The organism is Microvirga sp. M2 (genome assembly GCF_047497095.1).
In the GTDB taxonomy this organism is placed as follows: domain Bacteria; phylum Pseudomonadota; class Alphaproteobacteria; order Rhizobiales; family Beijerinckiaceae; genus Microvirga.
Genome location: NZ_CP134063.1, coordinates 1,468,395 through 1,489,365, shown reverse-complemented (window position 1 = coordinate 1,489,365; position 20,971 = coordinate 1,468,395). Strand labels below are relative to the sequence as shown.

Here is a 20,971-nt window from a genome sequence, read left to right as displayed (position 1 = left end):
GCGCCCTGAACGGAAGCTCTGCCGACCATCAATAGAATTTCCGCAGATCCATGCCCGAATAGAGGCTCGCCACCTGCTCGGCATAGCCGTTGAACAGGAGCGTAGGCCGCCGTTTCACGAACAGGCCGCCTTCTCCGATGCGCCGCTCGGTCGCCTGACTCCAGCGGGGATGGTCCACGTTCGGGTTCACGTTGGCATAGAACCCGTATTCGTTCGAAGCCTGCATGTTCCAGGCGGTTTCCGGCTGCTTCTCGACGAAGCTGATTCGGGTGATCGACTTGATCCCCTTGAAACCGTATTTCCACGGGACGACGAGGCGGATCGGCGCACCGTTCTGGTTCGGCAGGGTCTCGCCGTAAAGGCCGACCGCGAGGATCGTGAGCGGATGCATGGCCTCGTCCAGGCGCAGGCCTTCCCTGTAGGGCCAGTCGAGCACGGGGAAGATGGAGCGCAATCCGGACATCTCGCCGGGGCGGTTGACCGTCTCGAAGGCCACGTACTTGGCGCTGCCGAGCGGCTCCGCCCGCTTGACCAGATCCGCCAGGGGAAAGCCGACCCACGGGATCACCATGGACCAACCCTCGACGCAGCGCATCCGATAGATCCGCTCCTCGAGTGCGGAGGCTTTGATCAGGTCCTCGATTCCGATCTCCTGGGGCTTGCCCACCAGCCCATCGATCTTCACCGTCCAGGGAGACGTCTTGAGCGTTCCCGCGTACCTCGCCGGATCGTCCTTGCCGACCCCGAACTCGTAATAATTGTTGTAGCTCGTGACGTCCGCGCGGCTCGTGAGCTTCTCATCGGTGGAGAAGGAGCTCTTTTGAGCCGAGAGGGGAGCGGCTCCCGCCTGCTCCGGCAGAGCCGCCGCCAGGGCGAGCCCGGCGGCGCCGGCCATCCATTGCCGGCGATTGAGATAGACCTCCCGGGGCGTGATCTCGGAAGGGAGGATATCGGAGGGACGGCGGATCGACACGGCGAAACCTCGGTTATGGCCCATGCAATAGAGGTACACCCGAGAACGCCATCGGTGGCTTCACGTTTCCGTGTGGAGCCTACCTCATTGCGATCCGCATGCCCTGCTCGTCGAAGAGATGGGCTTGATGGGCCACGGGTTTCAGGGCCACGGCCTCCCCGGGCCGCAAGGCGCAGCGGTCCCGCAGCATCACGGTGAGGTTGCCGCCCTCTGCCTTCACGATCAGCGTGGTATCCGCCCCCGTCGGCTCGATCACGGCAACGGTCGCCGGAATTGAGCCGGGCGTTCCGGACGGCTCCACGTGGAGGTGTTCGGGCCGGATGCCGTAGGTGAGCCTCGCCCCCGGAGCGGCCGCGGGCGGCGCCTCCAGCGGCAGAAGGGCTCCGCTCGGAAGAGCCAATCCGCCCTGCTCCAGGCGTCCCTCGATGAAATTCATGGCCGGCGACCCGATGAAGCCTGCGACGAAGCGGTTGGCCGGACGGTCGTAGAGTTCGAGGGGCGCGCCGATCTGTTCGACGATGCCGTCGTGCATCACGACGATCTTGTCCGCCATGGTCATGGCTTCGATCTGGTCGTGCGTCACGTAGATCGTCGTGGTCTTGAGGCGCTGATGCAGTTCCTTGATCTCGGCGCGCATCTGCACGCGCAGCTTGGCATCGAGGTTGGAGAGCGGCTCGTCGAAGAGGAACACCTGCGGGTCGCGCACGATGGCGCGGCCCATGGCGACGCGCTGGCGCTGGCCGCCCGAGAGCTGGCGCGGGTAGCGGTCGAGAAGCGTCGTCAGGCCGAGAGAGGCGGCCGCATCCCCGACACGCTTCTTCTGTTCGGCCTGCGGCACGCCCTTCAATCTCAGCGAGAACGCCATGTTCTCCGCCACCGTCATGTGCGGATAGAGGGCGTAGGACTGGAACACCATGGCGATGTCGCGATCCTTCGGCGGAACGTCGTTGACGACGCGAGGACCGATGCGGATGTCGCCGCCCGTGATGTCCTCAAGGCCCGCGATCATCCGCAGGAGCGTCGACTTCCCGCAGCCCGAGGGACCGACCAGAATGACGAACTCGCCGTCCTGAACGTCGATATCGATACCCTTGATGATCGAGACGGGGCCGAAAGACTTCCGGACGTCGCGGATCGTGACATGGGCCATTCTGCTCTCCTTAGCGCATCGTTCGAAAAAGTGGCCCCGGTTTTTCGCGCGAACGATGCGCTCTTTCCAAGGCGGGAGCATCGGATTCAATCCCAAAAGTGCAAATCCACTTTTCACGTCCGATGCTCTAGGGGCTCTGGGCCTGGGTGGCCCGGACGAATTTCTTCGTGATCTCGCGCGGATTGGTGATCGCCGTGCCCACCACCACCGCATGGGCGCCGCGGCGGAGCGCCTCCGCCGCGAGTTCGGGCGTATCGAAGCGGCCCTCGGCGACGACGGGCACCGGGAGCGCAGCGACGAGAGCCTCGAGCAGCTCCCAGTCGGGCCCTTCCCCTTTGCGGGCGGCCGTCTCTTCGGTATAGCCGGCGAGGGTCGAGGCCACGTAGGTGGCGCCATGGGCATGCGCGGCCCGGCCCTCCTCGAGCGTCGCGACATCCGCGAACACCTCTTTGCCGAGCTCCCGGCGTATGCGGGCGATCAGGCGATCCACCGGCTCCCCGTTGCGGGGACGCGCCGTCGCGTCGAGACCGATCACGTCGGCGCCCGCCTTCGCGATCCGCGCAGCGTCGTCGAAACCGGGCGTGATGTAGACCGGGAAACGGTCGTCCCAGACCTTCGCGATTCCGATGATCGGGAGCTTCGTGACGGCGCGGATGGCCGCGATGTCGTCCACGCCGTTGGCGCGAATGCCGCCGGCGCCGCCCGCTTCCGCAGCGAGCGCCATGGCGGACATGTGGAGGGGGCCGTGCAGCGGATTGTCCGCGCGGGCCTGACAGGAGACGACGAGGGTGCCTTTCGGGATCAACATGACCATGTCCTACTTCACCGCGCCCGCGGTCAAACCCTGGATGAACTGGCGCGACAGCGCGATGTAGAGAAGCGTGATGGGTGCCGCCGCGATGGTGAGGCCCGCGAACAGCATGCCCCAATCGGTGGTGTATTCCCCCATGAAGGTGGTGAGCCCCTGCGGCAGCGTCTTGTAGGCGTCCGTCTGAATGAACACGAGGGGGAAGAAAAAGTCGTTCCAGATCGGCACCGCGTTCTGAATGGCCGCGATGGCCATGGGCGGGCGCGCCAGCGGCAGCATGACGGACCACATGATGCGCGGCTCCGAAGCGCCGTCGATGCGGGCGGCGTCCTCCAGCTCCGCCGGGAGCGACCGCAGGAAGCCCGCCATGATGAACACGGCCGAAGGCAGGCCGATCGCCGTATAGGTGACGATCAAGCTCCAGCGGCTGTCGAGCAGGTTCAGGTCCCTCAGCAGGATGAAGAGCGGGATGACGGCGAGCTTCAGGGGGAGCATCAGGCCCGCCAGGAAGAACAGCAGGATGAAGGTGTTGGTGCGCGACTCGTAGCGGGCCACCGCATAGCCCGCCATCGTGCCGAGCGCCAGGATCAGCAGGATCGAGACACCGGTCACGATGATCGAGTTGAAGAAATAGGTCGGCATCGCCGTTTCGCCCAGGACCTTGGCGAAGTTCTGCACCTGCGTGAAATCAGGCAGGGCGAAGGGATGCTCGAAGATCTCGCCCGTGGACTTGAAGGCTGAGAGCACCATCACCACGACCGGATAGAGCATGATGAACGAGTTCGCGATGAGGATCACCTGCGCCAGAAGCGCGAAGGAGATCGGCTCCCGCGATGCGGAGGACTTGGCCAGAGCGGTCAAAACTGAATCTCCCGGCGGCGCAACCACAAGGTCAGCGTGGACGCGAAGACGACGATGAAGAGGAAGATCAGGGTGGCGAGGGCCGAGCCCATCCCGAAGTTCTGGATGCTCGCGCTCTGGTTGCCGAAGGCCGTGCGGTAGAAGACGAGGCCGAGCACGTCGGTCGTGCCGAAGGGCGATCCGTCGAGGCCGACCATCACGTAGGGGATCTCGAACCAGTTGAACGCACCGATGAAAAGCAGCGTGAAGAGAATGGTGGTGCTGGGGGCGACCAGGGGCCACACGATGGTCCTGAGGAGCTGCCACTCGCTGGTGCCGTCGAGCCGTGCCGCCTCGATGATATCGGGCGGAATACGCTGCATGCCGGCGAGATAGACGAGCGTCGGAAAGCCGACGAAGTGCCATGCATTGGCCAGGATGAGCGCGCCGAGCGCCGTGGACGAATCTCCGAGCCAGGGCTTGGCCCATGAATCGAGCCCCAGGGAATAGAGCGCCTGGTTGACGATGCCGAAGTTCGGATTGAGGAAGAGCTTCCAGAGGAAGCCCACGATGATCGTGGAGAGCACCACGGGCACGAACACTGCGATCCGGTGGAAGCGGAACCCGAAGGGCTCCTTGTAGAGCAGCCATGCGAGGAAGAACCCGCCGCCGTTCTGGATGATCATGAGCGCGACGAGGGCATAGACGTTGTGCAGGAAGGCGTTCCAGACGGTCGGCCCCATGGTGGCCCCGAACAACACTTCCCTGAAGTTCGCCAGCCCTACGAAATCGCCGCGCGCCAGCCCGCGCCATTCATAGAACGCATAGGCGAAGGCGGACAGGATCGGGTAGACCACGAACAGCGACATGAACACGACGGGCGGCACGATAAGAAACGCCACCCAGCTGCGGTGCTTCCATGTGCGGGCCTGTTTGGACGAGACGGGCATGGACAGACTCTGAAGATCCTTGAGAGCATCCCGCCGTCATGGCCGTCCCCGGACTTGATCCGGGGATCAGTCCCGGCCATCCACGCCTCGAGAGAGCAGCGCGGGCCGAGGACGTGGATCCCCGGACCAGGTCCGGGGATGACGGGAATTGGAAGCTTACTTCTGGAACGGCTTGTAATAGGTCGCGATGCCCTTGTTGATCTCGGCGGCCGCCTGCTCGGGCGTCTGCTGTCCGGCGAGCATCTTCTGGACGTTCGACTGCAGCAGCACCGACCCGCTCGGCTCCTGGTAGCGGAAGCGCACGAGCATCAGGTAGGACATGGAGTTCTCGGCGAGCTTCGCGACCTCCTGCGTGATCGGGTCTTCGATCTTGATCCCCTGGATCGGCGACAGGTTCTTCAGCGTGTTGGTGAAGGCCGTGCCGTATTCTGGCGTGGCGAGATAGCGGATGAATTTCAGGGCCGCCTCCTTCTTCTCGCTCTTCGCATTCACGGCATAGCCGCCGTCATAGTAGGTCGCGATGAGCGCCTGATCGCCCGCCTTCAGGACCGGCGCCGGGAACACGCCGAGATCCAGGGTCGGATTCTGGTTCTTGAAGTTCGCGACCTCATAGGAGCCGCCCGCGAACATGGCCGCGCGGCCCGCCACGAAGAGCTGCTGGGACGACGGGTAGTCCACGCCGGAGAAGTTCGGCGAGAAGTACTGGCTGACGTCCTTCAGCTTGGCGAGGGCATCGACGAAGCGCGGATCGGTGAAGTTGGCCTTGCCCGAGACGATGTCGTCCTCGAATTGCTTGCCGAGCATGGACGACAGAAGGCCGCCGACGATGGTCTCGTTCTGCCAGGCGGTCGCGGTTCCGTTGGCGAACGGCGTGACGTTCTTGGCCTTCAGCGCCTGGCACAGGGCCATCAGCTCGTCCCATGTCTTCGGCGGGTTCACGCCGGCATTCTGGAAGAGCTTCTTATTGTAGACCACGAGCTGGGCCTGCATGGCGAAGGGCACTGCATAGGCCTTGCCGTCGGAGCGCAGGGTCTCGGCCGCGAGAGCCGCCTCGGGGAAGTTGGCGAGCTCCGGCACGACCTGCTTGTCGAGGGCGACCAGATAGCCGGGCGTCGCGATGGTTTCCAGGTTGCCGTAGGCGCGAACCTGGATCACGTCCGGGCCGCGCCCGGCGGCCAGCGCCGTGGAGAGAATGGTCTGATAGTTCTCGGGCGCATAGGTCTCGAACTTGACCGAGATGCCCGGCTCCTTCGCCTGGAACTTCTTGATGGCGTCCTGATAGAACGCCTTGTCTTCCTGGCGCCAGCTCCAGAAGGTCAGCTCGGTCTGCTGGGCCATCGCGGCGCCGGATGACAAAAGGAGGCTGCCGGCGGCAGCGCCCATCAGAATGCGTCGGGTCAGTTTCATTGCAGGTTCCCTCATCGTTGAAGTCCTTCTTCCTCCCACCGGAAAGCATCCCCTTGGGTCCGCCTGCCGGAATCCTCTCTAGCCGCTCGTCTCGGCTGCGATCACGAGCACCGTCGCATCGTCGTGCGTTTTGACACGCGGATACGCCCCCGACAGGAGGTCGCCGCGTTCCAGCGCCCGCAATTCCTCGATCAGATCGTCCCCCCTGCCCTCGGCGAGCGCAGCATGGAGAGAGAGATCCGTATAGGCTTTGAAAACATCGACGAGGCGCATGAAACCGTCCGTCGCGAGGACGATCGGCTGGCCTGTCCTCACCTGGGCCTCGAACCGCAACTCGCGCCCGGCCCAGGGACGGGACGGATTGACGACCCAATAGCCGTCCGGCCGGTTGAGCCTGGTGCGATTATCCTGAATCTGACGCCGGACCGCCTCCGGCATCAGGCCCGGTGCGTGCCCCCCGGCTTCGAGTGCCGCAAGCGTCTTTCTCTCGAAGGGCTTCGCCCGCTCGTCGGTCCAGCGGGCCACTCCCTGCTCCACAGGAACCAGAGCCACGACGTCGCCGAGAAAGCGGCCTTCGACCCGCATGGATCCGGGGCCGGACCCGCGAGCGCGGACGAGCCCGAGGCAAGCCGAAGGGGTATGGTGGACGTGGTGACCGGAACGATGCGCGGTGGCGGTCTCGAAGGTCAGGCGGATCTCTGCCTCCACCTGACGGAGGAGATCATCCCAGGGTTCCCCCTCGCCCGTCAGCCTCTCCAGGGCTTCATGGATCCTTTCCGCGAGCCACGCGGCGTCGCTGTCGCCATCCGTCAGCGGCTCGGGCGAAAGCCCCGTGGCGCCGTCGATGATCCAGGCGCAATGGCCGAGCAGGCCCAGCCCGTCCTCATTGATACGGGTGCCAGGCACGGATTGCCGGTACAGGGACCGGAAGCGGGGTTCGGGGCCAGTCAGGGTCACCCCTAACTGGTCTCATATTGGTCGGCTAGTGTCCATACTGGTCTTAAAGACTGTTCACACCTGAGAAGACCTACAGGGGCAATCCGGTATAGTTCTCGGCCAAGGATCTCGAGGCCGCCTCGGAGCCGACGAGATAATCGAATTCGGTCCTCTGCATCCGCCGTCCGAAAGTATCGGTATTCGGAAAGGTATGGAGAATCGAGGTCATCCACCAGGAAAACCGCTCCGCTTTCCAGACCCGGGCGAGAACGCGGGCCGAATACCCGTCGATGCCGGCAGACGAGCGCTCATGAAAATACTCGGTCATCGCCTCGGCGAGGGCTCCCACATCGCTGGCCGCGAGGTTCAGGCCCTTGGCTCCCGTCGGCGGCACGATATGGGCCGCATCGCCCGCCAGGAACAAACGACCGAACCGCAAAGGCTCGGCCACGAAGCTCCGCAGCGGCGCGATGGACTTCTCGATGGAAGGGCCCGTCACCAGCCGGTCCGCCGTCTCCTCGTCCACGCGCCGGCGCAACTCGTCCCAGAAGCGCTCGTCCGACCACTCCTCCACCTTCTCGCCCGAGGGAACCTGGACATAGTAGCGGCTGCGGCTGGGCGAACGCATCGAGCAGAGGGCGAAGCCTCGCTCGTGATGGGCATAGATCAGCTCGTCCGCCACCGGCGGGCGGTCGACCAGGATGCCGAGCCAGCCGAAGGGATAGATGCGCTCGAAGGTCGTCAGGGCGCCGGCAGGCACGCTGGCCCGGCACACACCGTGATAGCCGTCGCATCCCGCGATGAAATCGCAGGCGATCTCCTGCTGAACGCCGTCCTTGACGAAGCGCACCTTGGGCTTGTCCGTGCCGAAATCGTGGATCGAGACGTGATCCGCCTCGTAGATGGAGACGTCTCCGGACGCGTCACGCGCCTGCATGAGATCGCGGGTGACCTCCGTCTGCCCATAGACCGTCACCGAGCGGCCGATGAGCTTACGGAAGTCGAAGCGGTGCCTGTCGCCGTCGAAGCAGAACTCGACCCCGTCATGCACCAGGCCCTCCGCGTGCATGCGCTCGCCGATGCCGGCCCTTTCGAGAAGTTCGACGGTTCCCTGCTCCAGAACGCCCGCCCGGATGCGGCCCAGCACGTAATCGCGACTGCGCCGCTCGATGATGACGGTCTCGATCCCCTGCTTGTGCAGGAGCTGTCCGAGCAGCAGCCCCGCAGGACCTGCGCCGACGATCGCAACCTTGGTGCGCATCCTCGTTTCCTCCTGCGCTGCATCCCCTTGCAGCGCCTATGATTGTTCGCTCCTGTCGGCTCCCCCGCTCTCGTCCTGCCCGACCTGCAGCGGATCGGGCCGGCTGAACCAGCGACCCTGCCCTGATTGCGGCGGGAGCGGACGAGTGGCGGCCATCGTGGATGACGCCTAGTGTTCGTCCGCCGAGGACGGCAGGAAGCGCATGCCCGCGATGAGCGCCTGCGCCTTGCTCAACCCCGCCGCCGTCGACTCGGCCATCTGAGGCAAGACGAGCCATTCCAGTGTCCATGCCGCTCCCGAGCGCTCGTTCTCATGCACGAGCGCCTGATGCAGCGTGCCGAGCAGACCTGCATTGAAGCGGGCGAGCGTGACCAGGACCTCCGCCTGAACAGGATTGGACTTGTGCGGCATGGCGGAGGACCCGCCGCCCGCTGCGAGGCGCGCTTCACCCATTTCATTCTGCGCCATCAGCGCCACATCCTGCCCGAGCTTGCCGAGCGTGCCTGACAGGAGGGAGAGAAAGGCGCCGAACTCGCCGATGCGATCGCGCTGAGAATGCCAGGACGGTCCGGATCCGAGCCCCAGAACCTCCGCCATTGCGTCGGCCACCGCGCCGCCGCGGTCTTTCAATTCGTGACGCGTTCCGATGGGCCCGCCGAGCTGCACCACCAGAAGGCGCGGTGCAAGAGCCTCCAGATTCTCCGCATGGCGCTCCAGCGGCTGCAGCCAGGTGTCGATCTTGTCGGCCCCGGTAAACGGCAATGCCTGCTGCATGCGCGTATGAGCGATCAACCTCACCGCGCCATCCCGGGCGCGCAGATCGCGCAGGGCCGAGATCAGGTCGGCCATGCGCTCTTCGAGGATTGCGATGATGCCTTTCAGGCGAAGCACGAGAGCCGTGTCGATGATGTCCTGGCTCGTCGCGCCAAGATGCACGGCCTTGTCATGCGGCTTTCCGACCGCGGCCCGCAGCTGCTTGACGAAGGCGGGAACGATCACCCCGTCCTGCGCAAGACCTCTGGCCAGCCCGTCCCAGTCGGGACGAAAGCCGCGACAGGCCTCGGCGATCCTCTGCGCGGCCTCCCGCCCGATCAGCCCGGCCCCGGCCTGCGCCGCGGCAAGCGCGGCCTCGACCTCCAGCAGGGCCGAAAGCTCGGCCTCGTCGGAAAAGAAGGCTCCTACCGCCTCATCCCCGACGAGAGCCTTCAGCATGGAATGGGACTGTCCGTGCATGAGCATGTTCCTCACCCGTCATACGGCTTCGAGCGCGATGGCGATGCCCTGACCGACACCGACGCACATGGTGGCGAGCGCCCGTTTCCTGCCCGTGAGCTTCAGCTCCAGGGCCGCCGTCCCGGCGATCCGCACCCCCGACATGCCGAGCGGATGGCCGAGCGCGATCGCGCCGCCATTCGGGTTGACGTGCGGAGCGTCCTCAGGGATCCCGAGTTCGCGCAGAACCGCGATACCCTGACTGGCGAACGCCTCGTTCAATTCCACCACGTCGAAGTCCGAGGGCTGCAACCCGAGACGCGCGCAGAGCCTGCGCGTAGCAGGCACCGGACCGATGCCCATGATGCGCGGGGGAACGCCCGCGGCGGCCCCGCCAAGCACACGGGCGATGGGCTCGAGCCCGAATTTGAGCATCGCATCCTCCGACGCGACGATGAGCGCCGCCGCGCCGTCGTTCACGCCGGACGCATTGCCCGCCGTCACCGTCCCGTCCTTGCGGAACGGGGTCGGCAGCCTGGCGAGCTGATCGAGGGTGGTGTCGCGCGGATGCTCGTCGCTCTCCACCACGACCGCCTCGCCCTTGCGCCTGGGGATCGAGACGGGAACGATCTCACGGGCCAGGCGCCCGCTCGCCTGCGCGGCAGCGGCCTTCCGCTGGGAGCCGAGGGCGAAGGCATCCTGATCGGCGCGGGAAACGCGAAACTCCTCCGCCACGTTCTCGCCGGTCTCGGGCATGGAATCCACGCCGTACTGGCTCTTCATCAGGGGATTGACGAAGCGCCAGCCGATGGTGGTGTCGTAGATCTCGGCGTTGCGGGAAAAGGCCGTCTCCGCCTTCGGCATGACGAAGGGAGCGCGCGACATGGATTCGACGCCGCCCGCGATCATCAGCTCCGCCTCGCCGGCCTTGATGGCGCGCGCCGCCGCGATGACGGCGTCCATGCCCGAGCCGCAGAGCCGGTTGATGGTGGTGCCGGGGACGGATCCGGGCAGTCCCGCCAGCAGCAGGGCCATACGAGCCACGTTGCGGTTGTCCTCGCCGGCCTGGTTGGCGCAGCCATAGATCACGTCATCGACGGCTTCGAAATCGACCTTGCCGCAACGCTCCATGAGCGCCCTGAGCGGGACCGCCGCGAGATCGTCGGCGCGCACGCTCGACAGGGCTCCGCCGAAACGTCCGATCGGCGTGCGCACATAGGCGCAGATATACGCGTCCCGCATCGTCACGCTCCCTTCTTGCCGCCATGGGCGCGCTCGGTTCTCGCCTGGAGTTCGCGCAGGGTGGTCAATTCGAGTTCGGTCGGCGGCGGCGTCTCCTCGACGCGTTCGGCGAAGCGCACCTTCCAGCCGCAGGTCTCCTGCACCTGACTTCGCGTCACGCCCGGATGCAGCGACACCACGGTGAACTCCTTGGTCTCCGGATCCGGCTTCCAGAGCGCGAGGTCGGTGATCAGGAGCGTCGGCCCCTTCGTGGTGATGCCGAGGCGCCGGCGGTGATCGCCGCCCTCGCCATGCCCGAAAGAGGTGTAGAAATCGATCGTCTCCACCATGCCGCGCGTCGCCTGCTTCATGGTGATGAAGACCTGCCTGCACGAGGACGCGATCTCAGGTGCGCCGCCCCCGCCGGGCAGACGGACCTTGGGCTTGTTGTAGTCGCCGATCACGGTCGTGTTGATGTTGCCGAAGCGGTCGAGCTGGGCGGCGCCCAAGAAGCCGATGGAAATGCGGCCGCCCTGCAGCCAGTAGCGGAACATCTCGGGCACAGAGACGGTGGTGAGCGCCGTCTCGCAGAGTTCTCCGTCGCCGATCGAAAGCGGCAGGACATCCGGCGCGGTGCCGATGGTGCCGCTTTCATAGATCAGGGTGATGTCCGGCGCATGGGTGAGGCGCGCCACGTTGCAGGCTGCCGACGGCGCACCGATTCCGACGAAGCACACGTCGTCGTTGGAGAGCGCGCGGGACGCCGCGATCGTCATCATCTCGTTGGGCGTAAAGTCGGTGATGCTCGCCATGGTCACAGCCCTTTCACGCGCTCTGCGAAGGCCTCCGGGCCCTTCTCGAGAACGTTCGTCTTCATCCACTGCATGAACAGATCGCGATCCGCCGAGACCTTGTCCCATTCGAGATAGGCGGCGTTGTCGCGCTCGTAGAAGCCGTGGGTGTAGGAGGGATGCGCGCCGCCCGGCACATGCGCGACGGAGGTAATCGTCCAATGGGGCAGAACGCAGAGATTGGGATGAAGGTCGTCGAAATCATCGACGATCTCCTCGACCGTCACCACGGCGCGCTTGGACGCGAGGACCGCCTCCTTCTGCACGCCGATGATGCCTTCGACCAGCACGTCCCCGCGCCGGCTCGCCTTCTGCGCATGGATGAACGCGACGTCCGGACGGTGCGCGGGAACGGCCGCCAGTTCCTCGCCGGTGAACGGGCACGTGACGCTGCGGATCTCAGGATTGACATCCTTCAGGCCGGCGCCGCGATAGCCGCGGAAGACCGCGCAAGGCAGACCCGCCGCCCCGGCCTCGTAGGCATTGGCCATGGCGGCGTGGCTGTGCTCCACCGTCTCGATGGAGCGCGGCCAGCCGTTCTCGATCGCGTCGCGCATCCGGCGCAGCAGACCGACACCGGGATTGCCCGCATAGGAGAAGACGACCTTCTTCACGAGTCCCATGCCGATCATCTGGTCGTAGATGATATCGGGAGTCATGCGGATCAGCGTCAGATCCCTGCGTCCCTGGCGGATCGCCTCATGGGCCGCCGCATGCGGAATGAGATGGGTGAACCCCTCGAACGCGACGGTGTCCCCGTCGTGGAGGTTGTCCCTGACGGCCTCCTGAAGGCTTTGAAACTGGGCCATGCTGATCCCTGTCAGATATCGAAGAAGACGGTTTCCTTCTCACCCTGGAGATGGATGTCGAAGGTGTAGGTGGGAATGCCGTTCTCCTCGCTGCGCGATGCAATGAGGGTCTGGACGCGGACCCTATGCTCGATGCGGGCCAGCACCGGGCATTCGGCGTTCGCGGTCTCCTCGTCCCCGAAATACATGCGGGTGTGCAGGCCGACATTGATGCCGCGCGCCACGATCCAGAACGTGATATGCGGCGCCATCGGGCGGCCGTCCTTGTAGGGCACCCGCCCGGGCTTGATCGTCTCGAACTTGAACTCGCCGGTCACGCCGTCGGTCGGCTGGCGGCCCCAGCCGGCGAAATGCGGATCGGCCTGGCCGCGCCTTTCCTGGGGGCTGTTGTAGAGCCCCTCGGCGTCCGCCTGCCAGATCTCGATGAGCGCGTCCTTCAGCGGAGTCCCGCTGCCGTCGAAGACGCGGCCTTTCACGACGACGCGCTCTCCTTTCGTCTCGGGCGCGACGAGGACGAGGCCGAGATCCTCCTTCCACACGCCCGTGATTTCGACCCAATTCGGCGTGGCGCCGATATGAACGTAGGGTCCTGCCGTCTGAGAAGGGGATTCCTTCAATCGTCCCAGCTTCTGAACCATCAGTTCCCCTCCATGCGGTTCTCGAACATCGTGGAGCGGCGGCCGCGCAGGACGATGTCGAACTTGTAGGCCAGCGCATCCATCGGGAGCGTGTTCTCCCGGTCGAGGGCGGCGATCAGCTGCTCCACCGCCGCTCGATCCGGGATCGTCGACACGATGGGGCATTGCCAGATCATCGGATCGCCTTCGAAATACATCTGGGTGATCAGACGCTGCGCGAAGGCATGGCCGAAGATCGAGAAATGGATATGCGCCGGCCGCCAGTCGTTCACGCCGTTCGGCCAGGGATAGGCCCCGGGCTTGATGGTGCGGAACCAGTAGCGCCCCTCATCATCCGTGATCGCGCGTCCGCATCCTCCGAAATTCGGATCGAGCGCCGCCAGATAGCTCTCCTTGCGGTGCCTGTACCGCCCGCCCGCGTTGGCCTGCCAGAACTCCAGAAGCGCGCCGGGCACCGGGCGCCCGTTCTCGTCGAGCACGCGGCCATAGACGACGATGCGCTGGCCGATCGCGTCTCCGGTCTTGGCGTAGTTGCGGATCAGGTCGTTATCGAGGGCCCCGAGCTTGCCGTGCCCGAACACGGGCCCGGTCATCTCGGAGATGGTGCCCTCGAGAGACAGAAGCGGATATTGCGGGGAGCGGAGGACCGTCGTCTTGTATTGCGGTGCGAGGGCCGGCGGGTGCCAATTCCTGTCCCGTTGATAGAATGATCCCTCATCCGACATGGCTGCCCTCCCTGATGAAGCCGAACGTGCCGTGTGTCTTCACGCCTGTTCCATTTCCTCGTAGGCCTTCTTCACCACCTTGAAGGCGTGATTGGCGGCGGGCACGCCCGCATAGACCGCCACATGGAAGAGAGCCTCGCGAATATCGTCCTTTGTCGCGCCCGTGTTGCGCGTCGCGCGCACATGCATGGCGACCTCCTCATCGTGTCCGAGCGCCGCGAGCAGCGCGATGGTGACGATGGAGCGCTCGCGCTTGGTGAACTGCGGGCGCGTCCACACGGCCCCCCAGGCGCCTTCGGTGATGAAGGTCTGGAAATCGGCGTCGAAGTCGCTCATCTGCGCGCTGGCCCGGTCCACATGCGCATCGCCGAGAACCTGTCGGCGGACCGCCATGCCCGCCCTGTAGCGTTCGCTTCTCGTTTCGTCAGACAAGGAAGGCCTCCTGAAGATGGCTCTGGATCAGTTGCGTGAGCGCCGCGGGCTTTTCGATGCACGGGATGTGCCCGCATCCCTCGATCAGCTCGAAGCGCGCGCCGGGAATGAGGCTCGCCGTGTTGCGCACCACGTCGGCAGGCGTCGAGCCGTCCTGATCGCCGGCGATGCACAGCGTCGGAACATCGATTCTTCCTGCGTCCGCCGTCAGGTCCGCGTCGCGGATGGCGGCACAGGTCCCGGCATAGCCGTGAGCCGGGATGCGCACGAGCATGTTTCGCCAGCCGGCAACCTCGTCCCGGCGGTTCGTGTGAAAGTCCGGCGTGAACCAGCGCTGCAGAACGGTGTCGGCGATCGGTTCGATGCCGCCCTTCTCCACGGCGGCAATCCGCTCCGCCCAGAGTTCCGGCGCGCCGATCTTCGCGGCCGTGCAGCAGAGAACGAGCGCCCTGACGCGTCCGGGAACTCGCACGGCTGCACGCTGGGCGATCATGCCGCCGACCGACAATCCGACGAGAGCGGCGCTCCCGATCTCGAGATGATCGAGCAGCGCGAGGAGGTCGTCCGTGTGATCGTCCATCGTGTAGGGGGCGGGAGGCGCATCCGAAAGGCCATGGCCCCGCTTGTCGTAGAGCACGACACGGAAGCGGTCTGCGAAGTGAGGCGCGACCGTCTGCCAGGTGCGAAAGTCGCTGCCCAGAGAATTGTTGAAGACGAGCGCCGGCGCATCGGGCCTGCCGGTGACCTGATGATGGAGAACGATGCCGTTAGCGCGAACGAATGCCATGCCTTGCCTCAATGCAGCGAGCCGACGCCGATATAGTGTTCGATAAGGCCGTGGTCCGCCCGCAGAGCCTCGCTCGTGCCCTGCCAGACGATGCGCCCTCGCTCCAGGATCAGGACGGCCTCGGCGAAGTCGAGGGCGCTCTCCAGGCGCTGCTCCACGAGCAGGATCGTCATCTCGCCGCTGGACGCCAGGCGCGTGAAGGCCGCCATCAGCTCCTCGCAGATCACCGGAGCCAGGCCTTCGAGCGGCTCGTCGAGAAGAAGCACCGAGGGCTTCCCGAGGATGGTGCGGGCGGTGGAGAGCATCTGCTGCTCTCCCCCGGACAATTGCCAGCCGAGATTGCTCCGGCGCTCGTGGAGGCGCGGGAACATGTCGTAGGCCTCCTGGATGACCTGCCGCGGGCGATCCTTGATCCCGACGATCAGGTTTTCCTCCACGGTGAGCGAACGGAAGATGTCGCGCGTCTGCGGCACGAGCCCGATGCCCTGCCGGGCGCGTTCCGAACTCTTCAGGGACGCCAGATCCCTGCCGCCGACCAGGATCTCGCCGCCGTAGCGCCGGTTCATCCCCATGAGGGATGAGAGCAGCGTGGTCTTTCCCATGCCGTTGCGGCCGAGAATGGACAGGCGCGCCCCGGCCGGTACGGAGAAGGACACGTCCTCCAGCACCAGGGTCGGGCCGTAGCCCGCACTCAGGCCTTTGACCTCAAGCGACGCTGCGGGCATTGGCATAGTTCCCCAGATAGGCTTCGCGCACTTTCGGATCGGCGGCCACTTCCGACGGCAGACCTTCGAAGATGATCTCGCCCGCCGCCAGGACCACGACGCGCCTGGCGAAGCGGAACACGAGGTCCATGTCGTGCTCGATCATGAGCACGGCGAGGCTCGATGGAAGACGCTCGAGGGCCTGCTCGATGCGCGGGGTATCGGCGGAAGGCACGCCGGCGGCCGGCTCGTCGAGCAGGAGCACCTTCGGCTTGAGCGCCAGCGCGATGGCGATCTCCAGGAGGCGCTGTTGTCCATAGGCGATCTGTCCGACCTTGCGGCGCGCGACTTCGGTCAGGCCGAGCGTCTCGAGAATGCCCTCGACCTCGTCCGCGACGCCGGAATTTCCACGGAAGCGGCTGAAGATCCGCGTGGCCCTCCCGTCCCGCTGCAGCACGGTGAGAGTGACATGCTCCTCCGGCGTCAGTTCGGAGAAGAGGCGGGTGACCTGGAAGGTCCGCACCAGACCCTTTCGCACGCGCCGCACGGCGCCGAGCTGCGTGACATCCTCGCCGTTCAGCAGGACGCGTCCGGCGCTGGGCTTGATCTGGCCCGTCACGAGATTGACGAAGGTGGTCTTCCCGGCTCCGTTGGGACCGATCAAGGCAAGGCGCTCACCGGCCGGCATCGACAGGGAGATGTTGCGACTGACAGCCAGGCCGCCGAAGGATCTGGACAGGCCCTCGACACGAAACAGAGCGCTCATGGCCTGCCTCCCCTCACCGAGGCGATTTTCTCGGTCAGGCTGCTCAAGCCTCCCGGCGCCGCCAGCACCACGGCGATCAGCAATGCGCCGACGATCGTCATCCAATGGAACGGGTTGAAGGCGGAGACCACGTGCTCGAAGCCCATGAAGATCACAGTGCCGATCAATGCGCCGTAGAGCGTGCCGAGCCCACCGATCACCAGCATGACGAGGGCATTGGCGGAGAGTTCGAAACTCACGCTGTCGAGGCCGACGACCTGGGTGGATATGGCCGCCAGGGCGCCTCCCATCCCGGCGACCGCTCCCGAGATCACGAACATCTTCAGGAGGACCGGAAACACGAAGGAGCCCATGGCGCGGATGCGCACCGGATCCTGCTTGATGCCCCGGCACAGCATCCCGAAGGGCGAGGACACGACGAACTTGAGCACGACGAAGACGACGAGAAGAAGGGCAAGCCCCATCAGATAGGCCGTGCGCCCCCACAGATCGAATTCGAAGACTCCGAAGAGCGGACTGACCATCAGGCCCGGGAGGCCATCGCTGCCCCCCGTATAGGCGGAGGCCTTGTTCGCCGCCTCATGGAAGAGCTGCACGATGGCGATGGAGAGAACCAGCTGGCCCAACCCGTGCGCACGGAGCATGACAGCGCCCATGAGGAGACCCGCCGCGGCACCCCCGGCAGCCCCGATGGCGATCAGGGTCAGCGGCTCCGTCACCCCGTTCACGCAGGCGATGCCGGCGGCATAGGCCCCGGCGCCGAACAGGGCGGCCTGCCCGAGGGTGGCGACGCCACAATAGCCGACGATCAGATCGATCGACAGCACCAGCAGAGCCACCGCGACGATACGGGTGAGCAGGGCGAGATTGTCCGGAAACAGCCAGTAGCCCGCCGCCCCGAAGGCGGCGATCGATACAATTCCGATGACGTCCCGCCACCGGAGGCCCTTTTCCCGGGGTGTTGCCGATACCGTTCCTGCCTGAGCCATGACCTGCACTTTACTGCGCCCTCCCGAGGAAGCCGCGCGGGAAGAGGCAGACGATGAGGATGACGGCAGCATAGAAGAAGAAATTGCCGAAATCGGGCATCAGATAGCGGCCGGCCGTATCCACCAGCCCGAGGACGAGACAGGCGATGAGAGCGCCGGGAATGGAGCCGGCCCCGCCGACCGAGACGACCACGAGGAAGGTCACCATGTAGCGCAGGGCATAATAGGGCTCGATGGGCAGAAACTCGGCGCCGACCACTCCGCCGAATGCGGCGAGACCGATGGCGATGGCGAAGCTGACGGCATAGACCACCTGCGTGCGCACGCCGAGCGCGTCGCTCATGGCCGCATTGTCGACCGTCGCCCTGAGCTTGATCCCGAAGCTCGTCCGCTCGATCAGATACCACAGCCCGCCCGCCACGGCCGCGCCGCAGGCGATCACGAAGAGCCGGTGCGCCGCGATGGTGCGGAAGCCCATGTCGACCGGCCCGCTGAGAAGCGGAGGCAGCGGAATGATCTTCAGGGTCGGACCGAAGAAATAATTGGTGATGCCGATGACACAGAAGGTGATGCCGATGGTCATCAGCACCTGGGTCAGCTCGGAGCTGCCGTAGATCCGGCGATAGAGAAAGCGCTCGAGCGGAATCGAGATGACGATCGTGCCGACGATCGCCAGAAGAACCGCAGCCGCATAGCCAAGTCCGAGATCGCGCGCCGCATAGGAAGCGATATAGCCCCCGATCATCGCGAAGGCGCCATGAGCGAGATTCACGACCCGCATCAGGCCCATCGTGAGAGACAGGCCGATGCAGATGATGAACAGCACCATGCCGAACGCCAGAGCGTCGATGGCAATGCTGAGGATGGTCTGCATGAAAAGCGTCCGCTCGCTCGCATATCGCCGGAAGGAATGAGTTGGCGGGCGCAGCCCCCTTTTGGGACTGCGCCCGCCTTTCGTCGGTGTGCCTTACTGGGCGGCGAAACCAGGATCCTTCTGATCCGGGAAGGTCTGGATCTCCTTGTTGACGTATTTTCCGTCCGCCCCCTTCGCGACCTCGCGCAGATAGATGTTCTGCGTGATGTGCCGGGTCTCGGGCTCGATGCGCACCGGCCCGCGCGGGCTCGTCCAGGACAGGCCCTTGACGGCTTCGACCGCCTTCTTCGCATCCTGCTTGCCGTCGGTGGCCTCGATCATCTTGTAGATGACATGCATGCCGTCATAGGCGCCGGCTGCCGGGAAGGAGAGCTGGCCCGCCGAGCCGATGGCCTTGACCGCGGCCTCGACGAAGGCCTTGTTCTCCGGGCTGTCGTGCGCCACCGAATAGTGGAAGCTCGTCTTCAGGCCTTCGGCCGCGGAGCCGAGAGCCGGCAGGTCGGATTCCTGGGTCAGATCGCCGGGCGCGTAGAACTTGATTCCGGCCGCTTTCAGGCCCGTCTCGTTGAAGGCCTTCACGAAGCCCAGGGTGGGAGGGCCGGAGGGCAGGAAAGCGAAGAGGCCCGTCGCGCCGGAATCGCGCACGCGCTGCATGATCGGGCTGAAATCGGTGGTGTTCATCGGCATGCGGACAGCCTCGACCACTTGGCCGCCTGCTGCCTCGAACGCCTTCTTGAACGCGTTCTCGGCATCCACGCCGGGCCCGTAATCGCTCACCACGGTGATGGCCTTCTTCACACCCTCGTCGGAGGCGATCTTGCCGAGGGGGTGCGTCGTCTGGGCCGTCGTGAACGACGTGCGGACCACGAGCGGCGACGTGTTCATGATCGCGGAGGTGGCCGCGTTGAAGATGACGAGCGGCGTGTTGGCCTGCGCCAGCAGCGGCGTGATCGCCATGGCGTCCGGCGTGAAGTAGACGCCGCCCAGATACTGCACCTTCTCCTTGACCACGAGCTCCTGCGCCAGGGCGCGGGACTGAGCGGGATTGGCGGCCGGAAGGTCGCGATAGATGACCTCGATGTCGTGGCCCTTCACGGATTTTCCGTTCAGCGCCATGTAGGCTTCCACGCCGGCTTGGAAGTTCTTGCCCTGCAGGGCGAACGGCCCCGAGAACGGGCCGATGATGCCGACCTTGATGGTATCGGCGTAAGCGGAGACGCAGCCCATCAGCAACGCGCCGACGGCCACGCCCAGTAATCTCTTGCCTGCTGTCATCCTCGTCTCCTTCCCCGCGAGCCAGGGAATCTCGTTCGACGGATCCCGGTCCCCTGCTTCTGGTCACTCACACTTGTGCGCTTTGCGAACATTGATTACCATTCCGCACATCAAGGACGATTCACACCCCGGGTGTCAAGGCTCCATGAGTCGAACCCCTCTCTTTCGGACATGAGAATGCAGGCGCAGGAGACGGACAATCCGGAGCGCGAGGATCGCGATTTCGTCGCGAGTCTCGAAAAGGGCCTCCTGGTCATCGAAGCCTTCGATGCCGGCCGCCCACGGCTGACCCTGTCCGACGTCGCCAAGATCACCGGCATCACCCGGGCGGCCGCCCGTCGTTATCTGCGAACCCTGACGCGTCTCCATTATGCGGATTTCGATGGGCGCTACTTTTCATTGAGCCCGCGCATCCTCAGGCTCGGCTATGCCTATCTCTCCTCCACGGCGATTCCCACCCGCCTTCAGCCTTTCCTCGAACGGATCTCCGAGGAGACGGGCGAGTCAAGCTCTGCCGCGGTGCTGGACGGAGACGACATCGTCTATATCGCCCGCTCGGCCACGCGCCGGATCATGTCCATCGGCCTCGGTGTCGGAAGCAGGCTGCCCGCCTATTGCACCTCCCTTGGCCGGGCCATCCTGGCCTATCAGCCGCCCGAAACCGTCGAGGCCTACCTGCGGCGCGTACGCCTTGAGGCGCGCACGCCGAGGACCGTCACCGACAGGAATGAATTCCGGTCCCTGCTGGACGCCGTGCGCCGGCAGGGCTATGCCATCATCAACGAGGAACTGGAGCTCGGCCTTCGCTCCATTGCCGTGCCGCTCGTGCAGAAGAACGGACAGGCATCCATCGCCCTCAACATCAGCGCTCAGGCGGCGCGCGTACCCGCCTCCGAGATGGAGGAACGCTTCCTGCCGGCTCTGAGGGCCGCCAGCGAGGCCCTGCGCTACACATTGTAGGGCTCGCGGGCCTGGCCGCGATGATCGAATCGCCCGGATGCGCGTTAGCCTAAGAGCCCCAGCTTAAGCGATGAAGGACATGCCATGGTTACCCTGGAAATTGCCGGCAAAGCGGTTGCAGTGACCAATGCCGATCAGGAGCAGGCTCAGGAGCTCTTTTTGAGTGAGAGCTTTAAAGATGACCTCAAGTCGTTTAAGAGCGAGGGCCGATTCCTTTGGGACGGCTCAGCTGCCTTGACAACCAGACCCGCATCCGAAGACGAAATCGATGCGTTTTATGAGGTTCTGGACGACGAGGATGAGGACGAGGTCGAAAACGACGAAGACTCTGGTGACATCAATATCGATGTCGTTTTCCTGGTGTCGATCGACGAAATAGACGACGGTGCCGCCTCCGGCTGAT

Annotated in this window: 23 protein-coding genes; 2 read left to right on the top strand and 21 right to left on the bottom strand. The window is 65.1% G+C overall.

The window, feature by feature from the left end; genetic code table 11:
- Positions 1-28: 28 nt before the first annotated feature.
- From msrP to RE429_RS07005, 21 genes are all read right to left on the bottom strand, one after another.
- On the bottom strand, positions 29-973 hold the full coding sequence (gene msrP, locus RE429_RS07105; RefSeq protein WP_414473618.1) for a protein-methionine-sulfoxide reductase catalytic subunit MsrP: 945 nt from the start codon (positions 971-973) through the stop codon (positions 29-31).
- A gap of 79 nt (positions 974-1,052) precedes the next feature.
- Positions 1,053-2,123: an ABC transporter ATP-binding protein gene (locus RE429_RS07100; protein ID WP_414473617.1), complete on the bottom strand. Its 1,071-nt coding sequence runs from the start codon at positions 2,121-2,123 to the stop codon at positions 1,053-1,055.
- A 127-nt stretch (positions 2,124-2,250) separates the two neighbouring features.
- A complete protein-coding gene (locus RE429_RS07095; protein ID WP_414473616.1) occupies positions 2,251-2,931 on the bottom strand; it encodes an N-acetylmannosamine-6-phosphate 2-epimerase in 681 nt (226 codons plus the stop codon).
- Positions 2,932-2,940: 9 nt separating this feature from the next.
- Positions 2,941-3,792 (bottom strand): carbohydrate ABC transporter permease, encoded by an 852-nt coding sequence (locus RE429_RS07090; RefSeq protein ID WP_414473615.1) that lies wholly within the window; start codon positions 3,790-3,792, stop codon positions 2,941-2,943.
- Positions 3,789-4,721, bottom strand: a complete 933-nt coding sequence (locus RE429_RS07085) for a carbohydrate ABC transporter permease (RefSeq protein ID WP_414473614.1) — start codon at positions 4,719-4,721, stop codon at positions 3,789-3,791. The genes RE429_RS07090 and RE429_RS07085 overlap by 4 nt, the downstream gene beginning before the upstream one ends.
- Before the next feature lie 156 nt (positions 4,722-4,877).
- The gene (locus tag RE429_RS07080) at positions 4,878-6,128 is read right to left on the bottom strand and encodes an extracellular solute-binding protein (protein ID WP_414473613.1); all 1,251 of its coding nucleotides are present in this window, start codon (positions 6,126-6,128) and stop codon (positions 4,878-4,880) included.
- 78 nt (positions 6,129-6,206) lie between these two features.
- On the bottom strand, positions 6,207-7,085 hold the full coding sequence (locus tag RE429_RS07075; protein WP_414473612.1) for a hypothetical protein: 879 nt from the start codon (positions 7,083-7,085) through the stop codon (positions 6,207-6,209).
- A gap of 70 nt (positions 7,086-7,155) precedes the next feature.
- Positions 7,156-8,325, bottom strand: coding sequence for a 4-hydroxybenzoate 3-monooxygenase (gene pobA / locus RE429_RS07070; protein ID WP_414473611.1), 1,170 nt, complete (start codon positions 8,323-8,325; stop codon positions 7,156-7,158).
- Positions 8,326-8,493: 168 nt separating this feature from the next.
- The gene (locus RE429_RS07065) at positions 8,494-9,558 is read right to left on the bottom strand and encodes a 3-carboxy-cis,cis-muconate cycloisomerase (RefSeq protein WP_414473610.1); all 1,065 of its coding nucleotides are present in this window, start codon (positions 9,556-9,558) and stop codon (positions 8,494-8,496) included.
- An 18-nt stretch (positions 9,559-9,576) separates the two neighbouring features.
- Positions 9,577-10,779: a 3-oxoadipyl-CoA thiolase gene (gene pcaF / locus RE429_RS07060; RefSeq protein ID WP_414473609.1), complete on the bottom strand. Its 1,203-nt coding sequence runs from the start codon at positions 10,777-10,779 to the stop codon at positions 9,577-9,579.
- A 2-nt stretch (positions 10,780-10,781) separates the two neighbouring features.
- The gene (locus RE429_RS07055) at positions 10,782-11,570 is read right to left on the bottom strand and encodes a CoA-transferase subunit beta (protein ID WP_414473608.1); all 789 of its coding nucleotides are present in this window, start codon (positions 11,568-11,570) and stop codon (positions 10,782-10,784) included.
- Between the two features lie 2 nt (positions 11,571-11,572).
- Positions 11,573-12,418: a CoA transferase subunit A gene (locus tag RE429_RS07050; RefSeq protein ID WP_414473607.1), complete on the bottom strand. Its 846-nt coding sequence runs from the start codon at positions 12,416-12,418 to the stop codon at positions 11,573-11,575.
- A gap of 11 nt (positions 12,419-12,429) precedes the next feature.
- Positions 12,430-13,056, bottom strand: coding sequence for a protocatechuate 3,4-dioxygenase subunit alpha (gene pcaG, locus RE429_RS07045; RefSeq protein WP_414473606.1), 627 nt, complete (start codon positions 13,054-13,056; stop codon positions 12,430-12,432).
- The gene (pcaH, locus tag RE429_RS07040) at positions 13,056-13,781 is read right to left on the bottom strand and encodes a protocatechuate 3,4-dioxygenase subunit beta (RefSeq protein WP_414473605.1); all 726 of its coding nucleotides are present in this window, start codon (positions 13,779-13,781) and stop codon (positions 13,056-13,058) included. Before pcaH ends, pcaG begins: the two co-directional genes overlap by 1 nt.
- Positions 13,782-13,820: 39 nt before the next feature.
- Positions 13,821-14,213, bottom strand: a complete 393-nt coding sequence (pcaC, locus tag RE429_RS07035) for a 4-carboxymuconolactone decarboxylase (RefSeq protein ID WP_414473604.1) — start codon at positions 14,211-14,213, stop codon at positions 13,821-13,823.
- Positions 14,206-15,000: a 3-oxoadipate enol-lactonase gene (gene pcaD, locus RE429_RS07030; protein WP_414473603.1), complete on the bottom strand. Its 795-nt coding sequence runs from the start codon at positions 14,998-15,000 to the stop codon at positions 14,206-14,208. The genes pcaC and pcaD overlap by 8 nt, the downstream gene beginning before the upstream one ends.
- Before the next feature lie 8 nt (positions 15,001-15,008).
- Positions 15,009-15,725 (bottom strand): ABC transporter ATP-binding protein, encoded by a 717-nt coding sequence (locus RE429_RS07025; protein ID WP_414473602.1) that lies wholly within the window; start codon positions 15,723-15,725, stop codon positions 15,009-15,011.
- Positions 15,706-16,470 (bottom strand): ABC transporter ATP-binding protein, encoded by a 765-nt coding sequence (locus RE429_RS07020; protein ID WP_414473601.1) that lies wholly within the window; start codon positions 16,468-16,470, stop codon positions 15,706-15,708. Before RE429_RS07020 ends, RE429_RS07025 begins: the two co-directional genes overlap by 20 nt.
- Positions 16,467-17,459 carry a branched-chain amino acid ABC transporter permease gene (locus RE429_RS07015; RefSeq protein ID WP_414473600.1) on the bottom strand — a complete coding sequence of 331 codons (993 nt, stop codon included), beginning with the start codon at positions 17,457-17,459 and terminating at the stop codon, positions 16,467-16,469. The genes RE429_RS07020 and RE429_RS07015 overlap by 4 nt, the downstream gene beginning before the upstream one ends.
- A gap of 10 nt (positions 17,460-17,469) precedes the next feature.
- A complete protein-coding gene (locus tag RE429_RS07010; RefSeq protein ID WP_414473599.1) occupies positions 17,470-18,333 on the bottom strand; it encodes a branched-chain amino acid ABC transporter permease in 864 nt (287 codons plus the stop codon).
- A gap of 93 nt (positions 18,334-18,426) precedes the next feature.
- Positions 18,427-19,608, bottom strand: a complete 1,182-nt coding sequence (locus RE429_RS07005) for an ABC transporter substrate-binding protein (RefSeq protein ID WP_414473598.1) — start codon at positions 19,606-19,608, stop codon at positions 18,427-18,429.
- A 177-nt stretch (positions 19,609-19,785) separates the two neighbouring features.
- Here RE429_RS07005 and RE429_RS07000 point away from each other — a divergent pair, with 177 nt between their 5' ends.
- Together RE429_RS07000 and RE429_RS06995 are read left to right on the top strand one after the other, a co-directional pair.
- Complete coding sequence (locus RE429_RS07000; RefSeq protein ID WP_414473597.1) at positions 19,786-20,568, top strand: IclR family transcriptional regulator C-terminal domain-containing protein; 783 nt, start codon at positions 19,786-19,788, stop codon at positions 20,566-20,568.
- 84 nt (positions 20,569-20,652) lie between these two features.
- Positions 20,653-20,970: a hypothetical protein gene (locus RE429_RS06995; protein WP_414473596.1), complete on the top strand. Its 318-nt coding sequence runs from the start codon at positions 20,653-20,655 to the stop codon at positions 20,968-20,970.
- Position 20,971 lies beyond the last annotated feature (1 nt).

Coding starts and splice junctions, on each gene's coding strand:
- RE429_RS07100 (WP_414473617.1), bottom strand. CDS start 2,123: ATGGCCCATGTCACGATCCGCGACGTCCGGAAGTCTTTCGGCCCCGTC.
- RE429_RS07095 (WP_414473616.1), bottom strand. CDS start 2,931: ATGTTGATCCCGAAAGGCACCCTCGTCGTCTCCTGTCAGGCCCGCGCG.
- RE429_RS07085 (WP_414473614.1), bottom strand. CDS start 4,721: ATGCCCGTCTCGTCCAAACAGGCCCGCACATGGAAGCACCGCAGCTGG.
- RE429_RS07080 (WP_414473613.1), bottom strand. CDS start 6,128: ATGAAACTGACCCGACGCATTCTGATGGGCGCTGCCGCCGGCAGCCTC.
- pobA (WP_414473611.1), bottom strand. CDS start 8,325: ATGCGCACCAAGGTTGCGATCGTCGGCGCAGGTCCTGCGGGGCTGCTG.
- RE429_RS07065 (WP_414473610.1), bottom strand. CDS start 9,558: ATGCACGGACAGTCCCATTCCATGCTGAAGGCTCTCGTCGGGGATGAG.
- pcaF (WP_414473609.1), bottom strand. CDS start 10,779: ATGCGGGACGCGTATATCTGCGCCTATGTGCGCACGCCGATCGGACGT.
- RE429_RS07055 (WP_414473608.1), bottom strand. CDS start 11,570: ATGGCGAGCATCACCGACTTTACGCCCAACGAGATGATGACGATCGCG.
- RE429_RS07050 (WP_414473607.1), bottom strand. CDS start 12,418: ATGGCCCAGTTTCAAAGCCTTCAGGAGGCCGTCAGGGACAACCTCCAC.
- pcaG (WP_414473606.1), bottom strand. CDS start 13,056: ATGGTTCAGAAGCTGGGACGATTGAAGGAATCCCCTTCTCAGACGGCA.
- pcaH (WP_414473605.1), bottom strand. CDS start 13,781: ATGTCGGATGAGGGATCATTCTATCAACGGGACAGGAATTGGCACCCG.
- pcaD (WP_414473603.1), bottom strand. CDS start 15,000: ATGGCATTCGTTCGCGCTAACGGCATCGTTCTCCATCATCAGGTCACC.
- RE429_RS07025 (WP_414473602.1), bottom strand. CDS start 15,725: ATGCCCGCAGCGTCGCTTGAGGTCAAAGGCCTGAGTGCGGGCTACGGC.
- RE429_RS07020 (WP_414473601.1), bottom strand. CDS start 16,470: ATGAGCGCTCTGTTTCGTGTCGAGGGCCTGTCCAGATCCTTCGGCGGC.
- RE429_RS07015 (WP_414473600.1), bottom strand. CDS start 17,459: ATGGCTCAGGCAGGAACGGTATCGGCAACACCCCGGGAAAAGGGCCTC.
- RE429_RS07010 (WP_414473599.1), bottom strand. CDS start 18,333: ATGCAGACCATCCTCAGCATTGCCATCGACGCTCTGGCGTTCGGCATG.
- RE429_RS07005 (WP_414473598.1), bottom strand. CDS start 19,608: ATGACAGCAGGCAAGAGATTACTGGGCGTGGCCGTCGGCGCGTTGCTG.
- RE429_RS07000 (WP_414473597.1), top strand. CDS start 19,786: ATGCAGGCGCAGGAGACGGACAATCCGGAGCGCGAGGATCGCGATTTC.
- RE429_RS06995 (WP_414473596.1), top strand. CDS start 20,653: ATGGTTACCCTGGAAATTGCCGGCAAAGCGGTTGCAGTGACCAATGCC.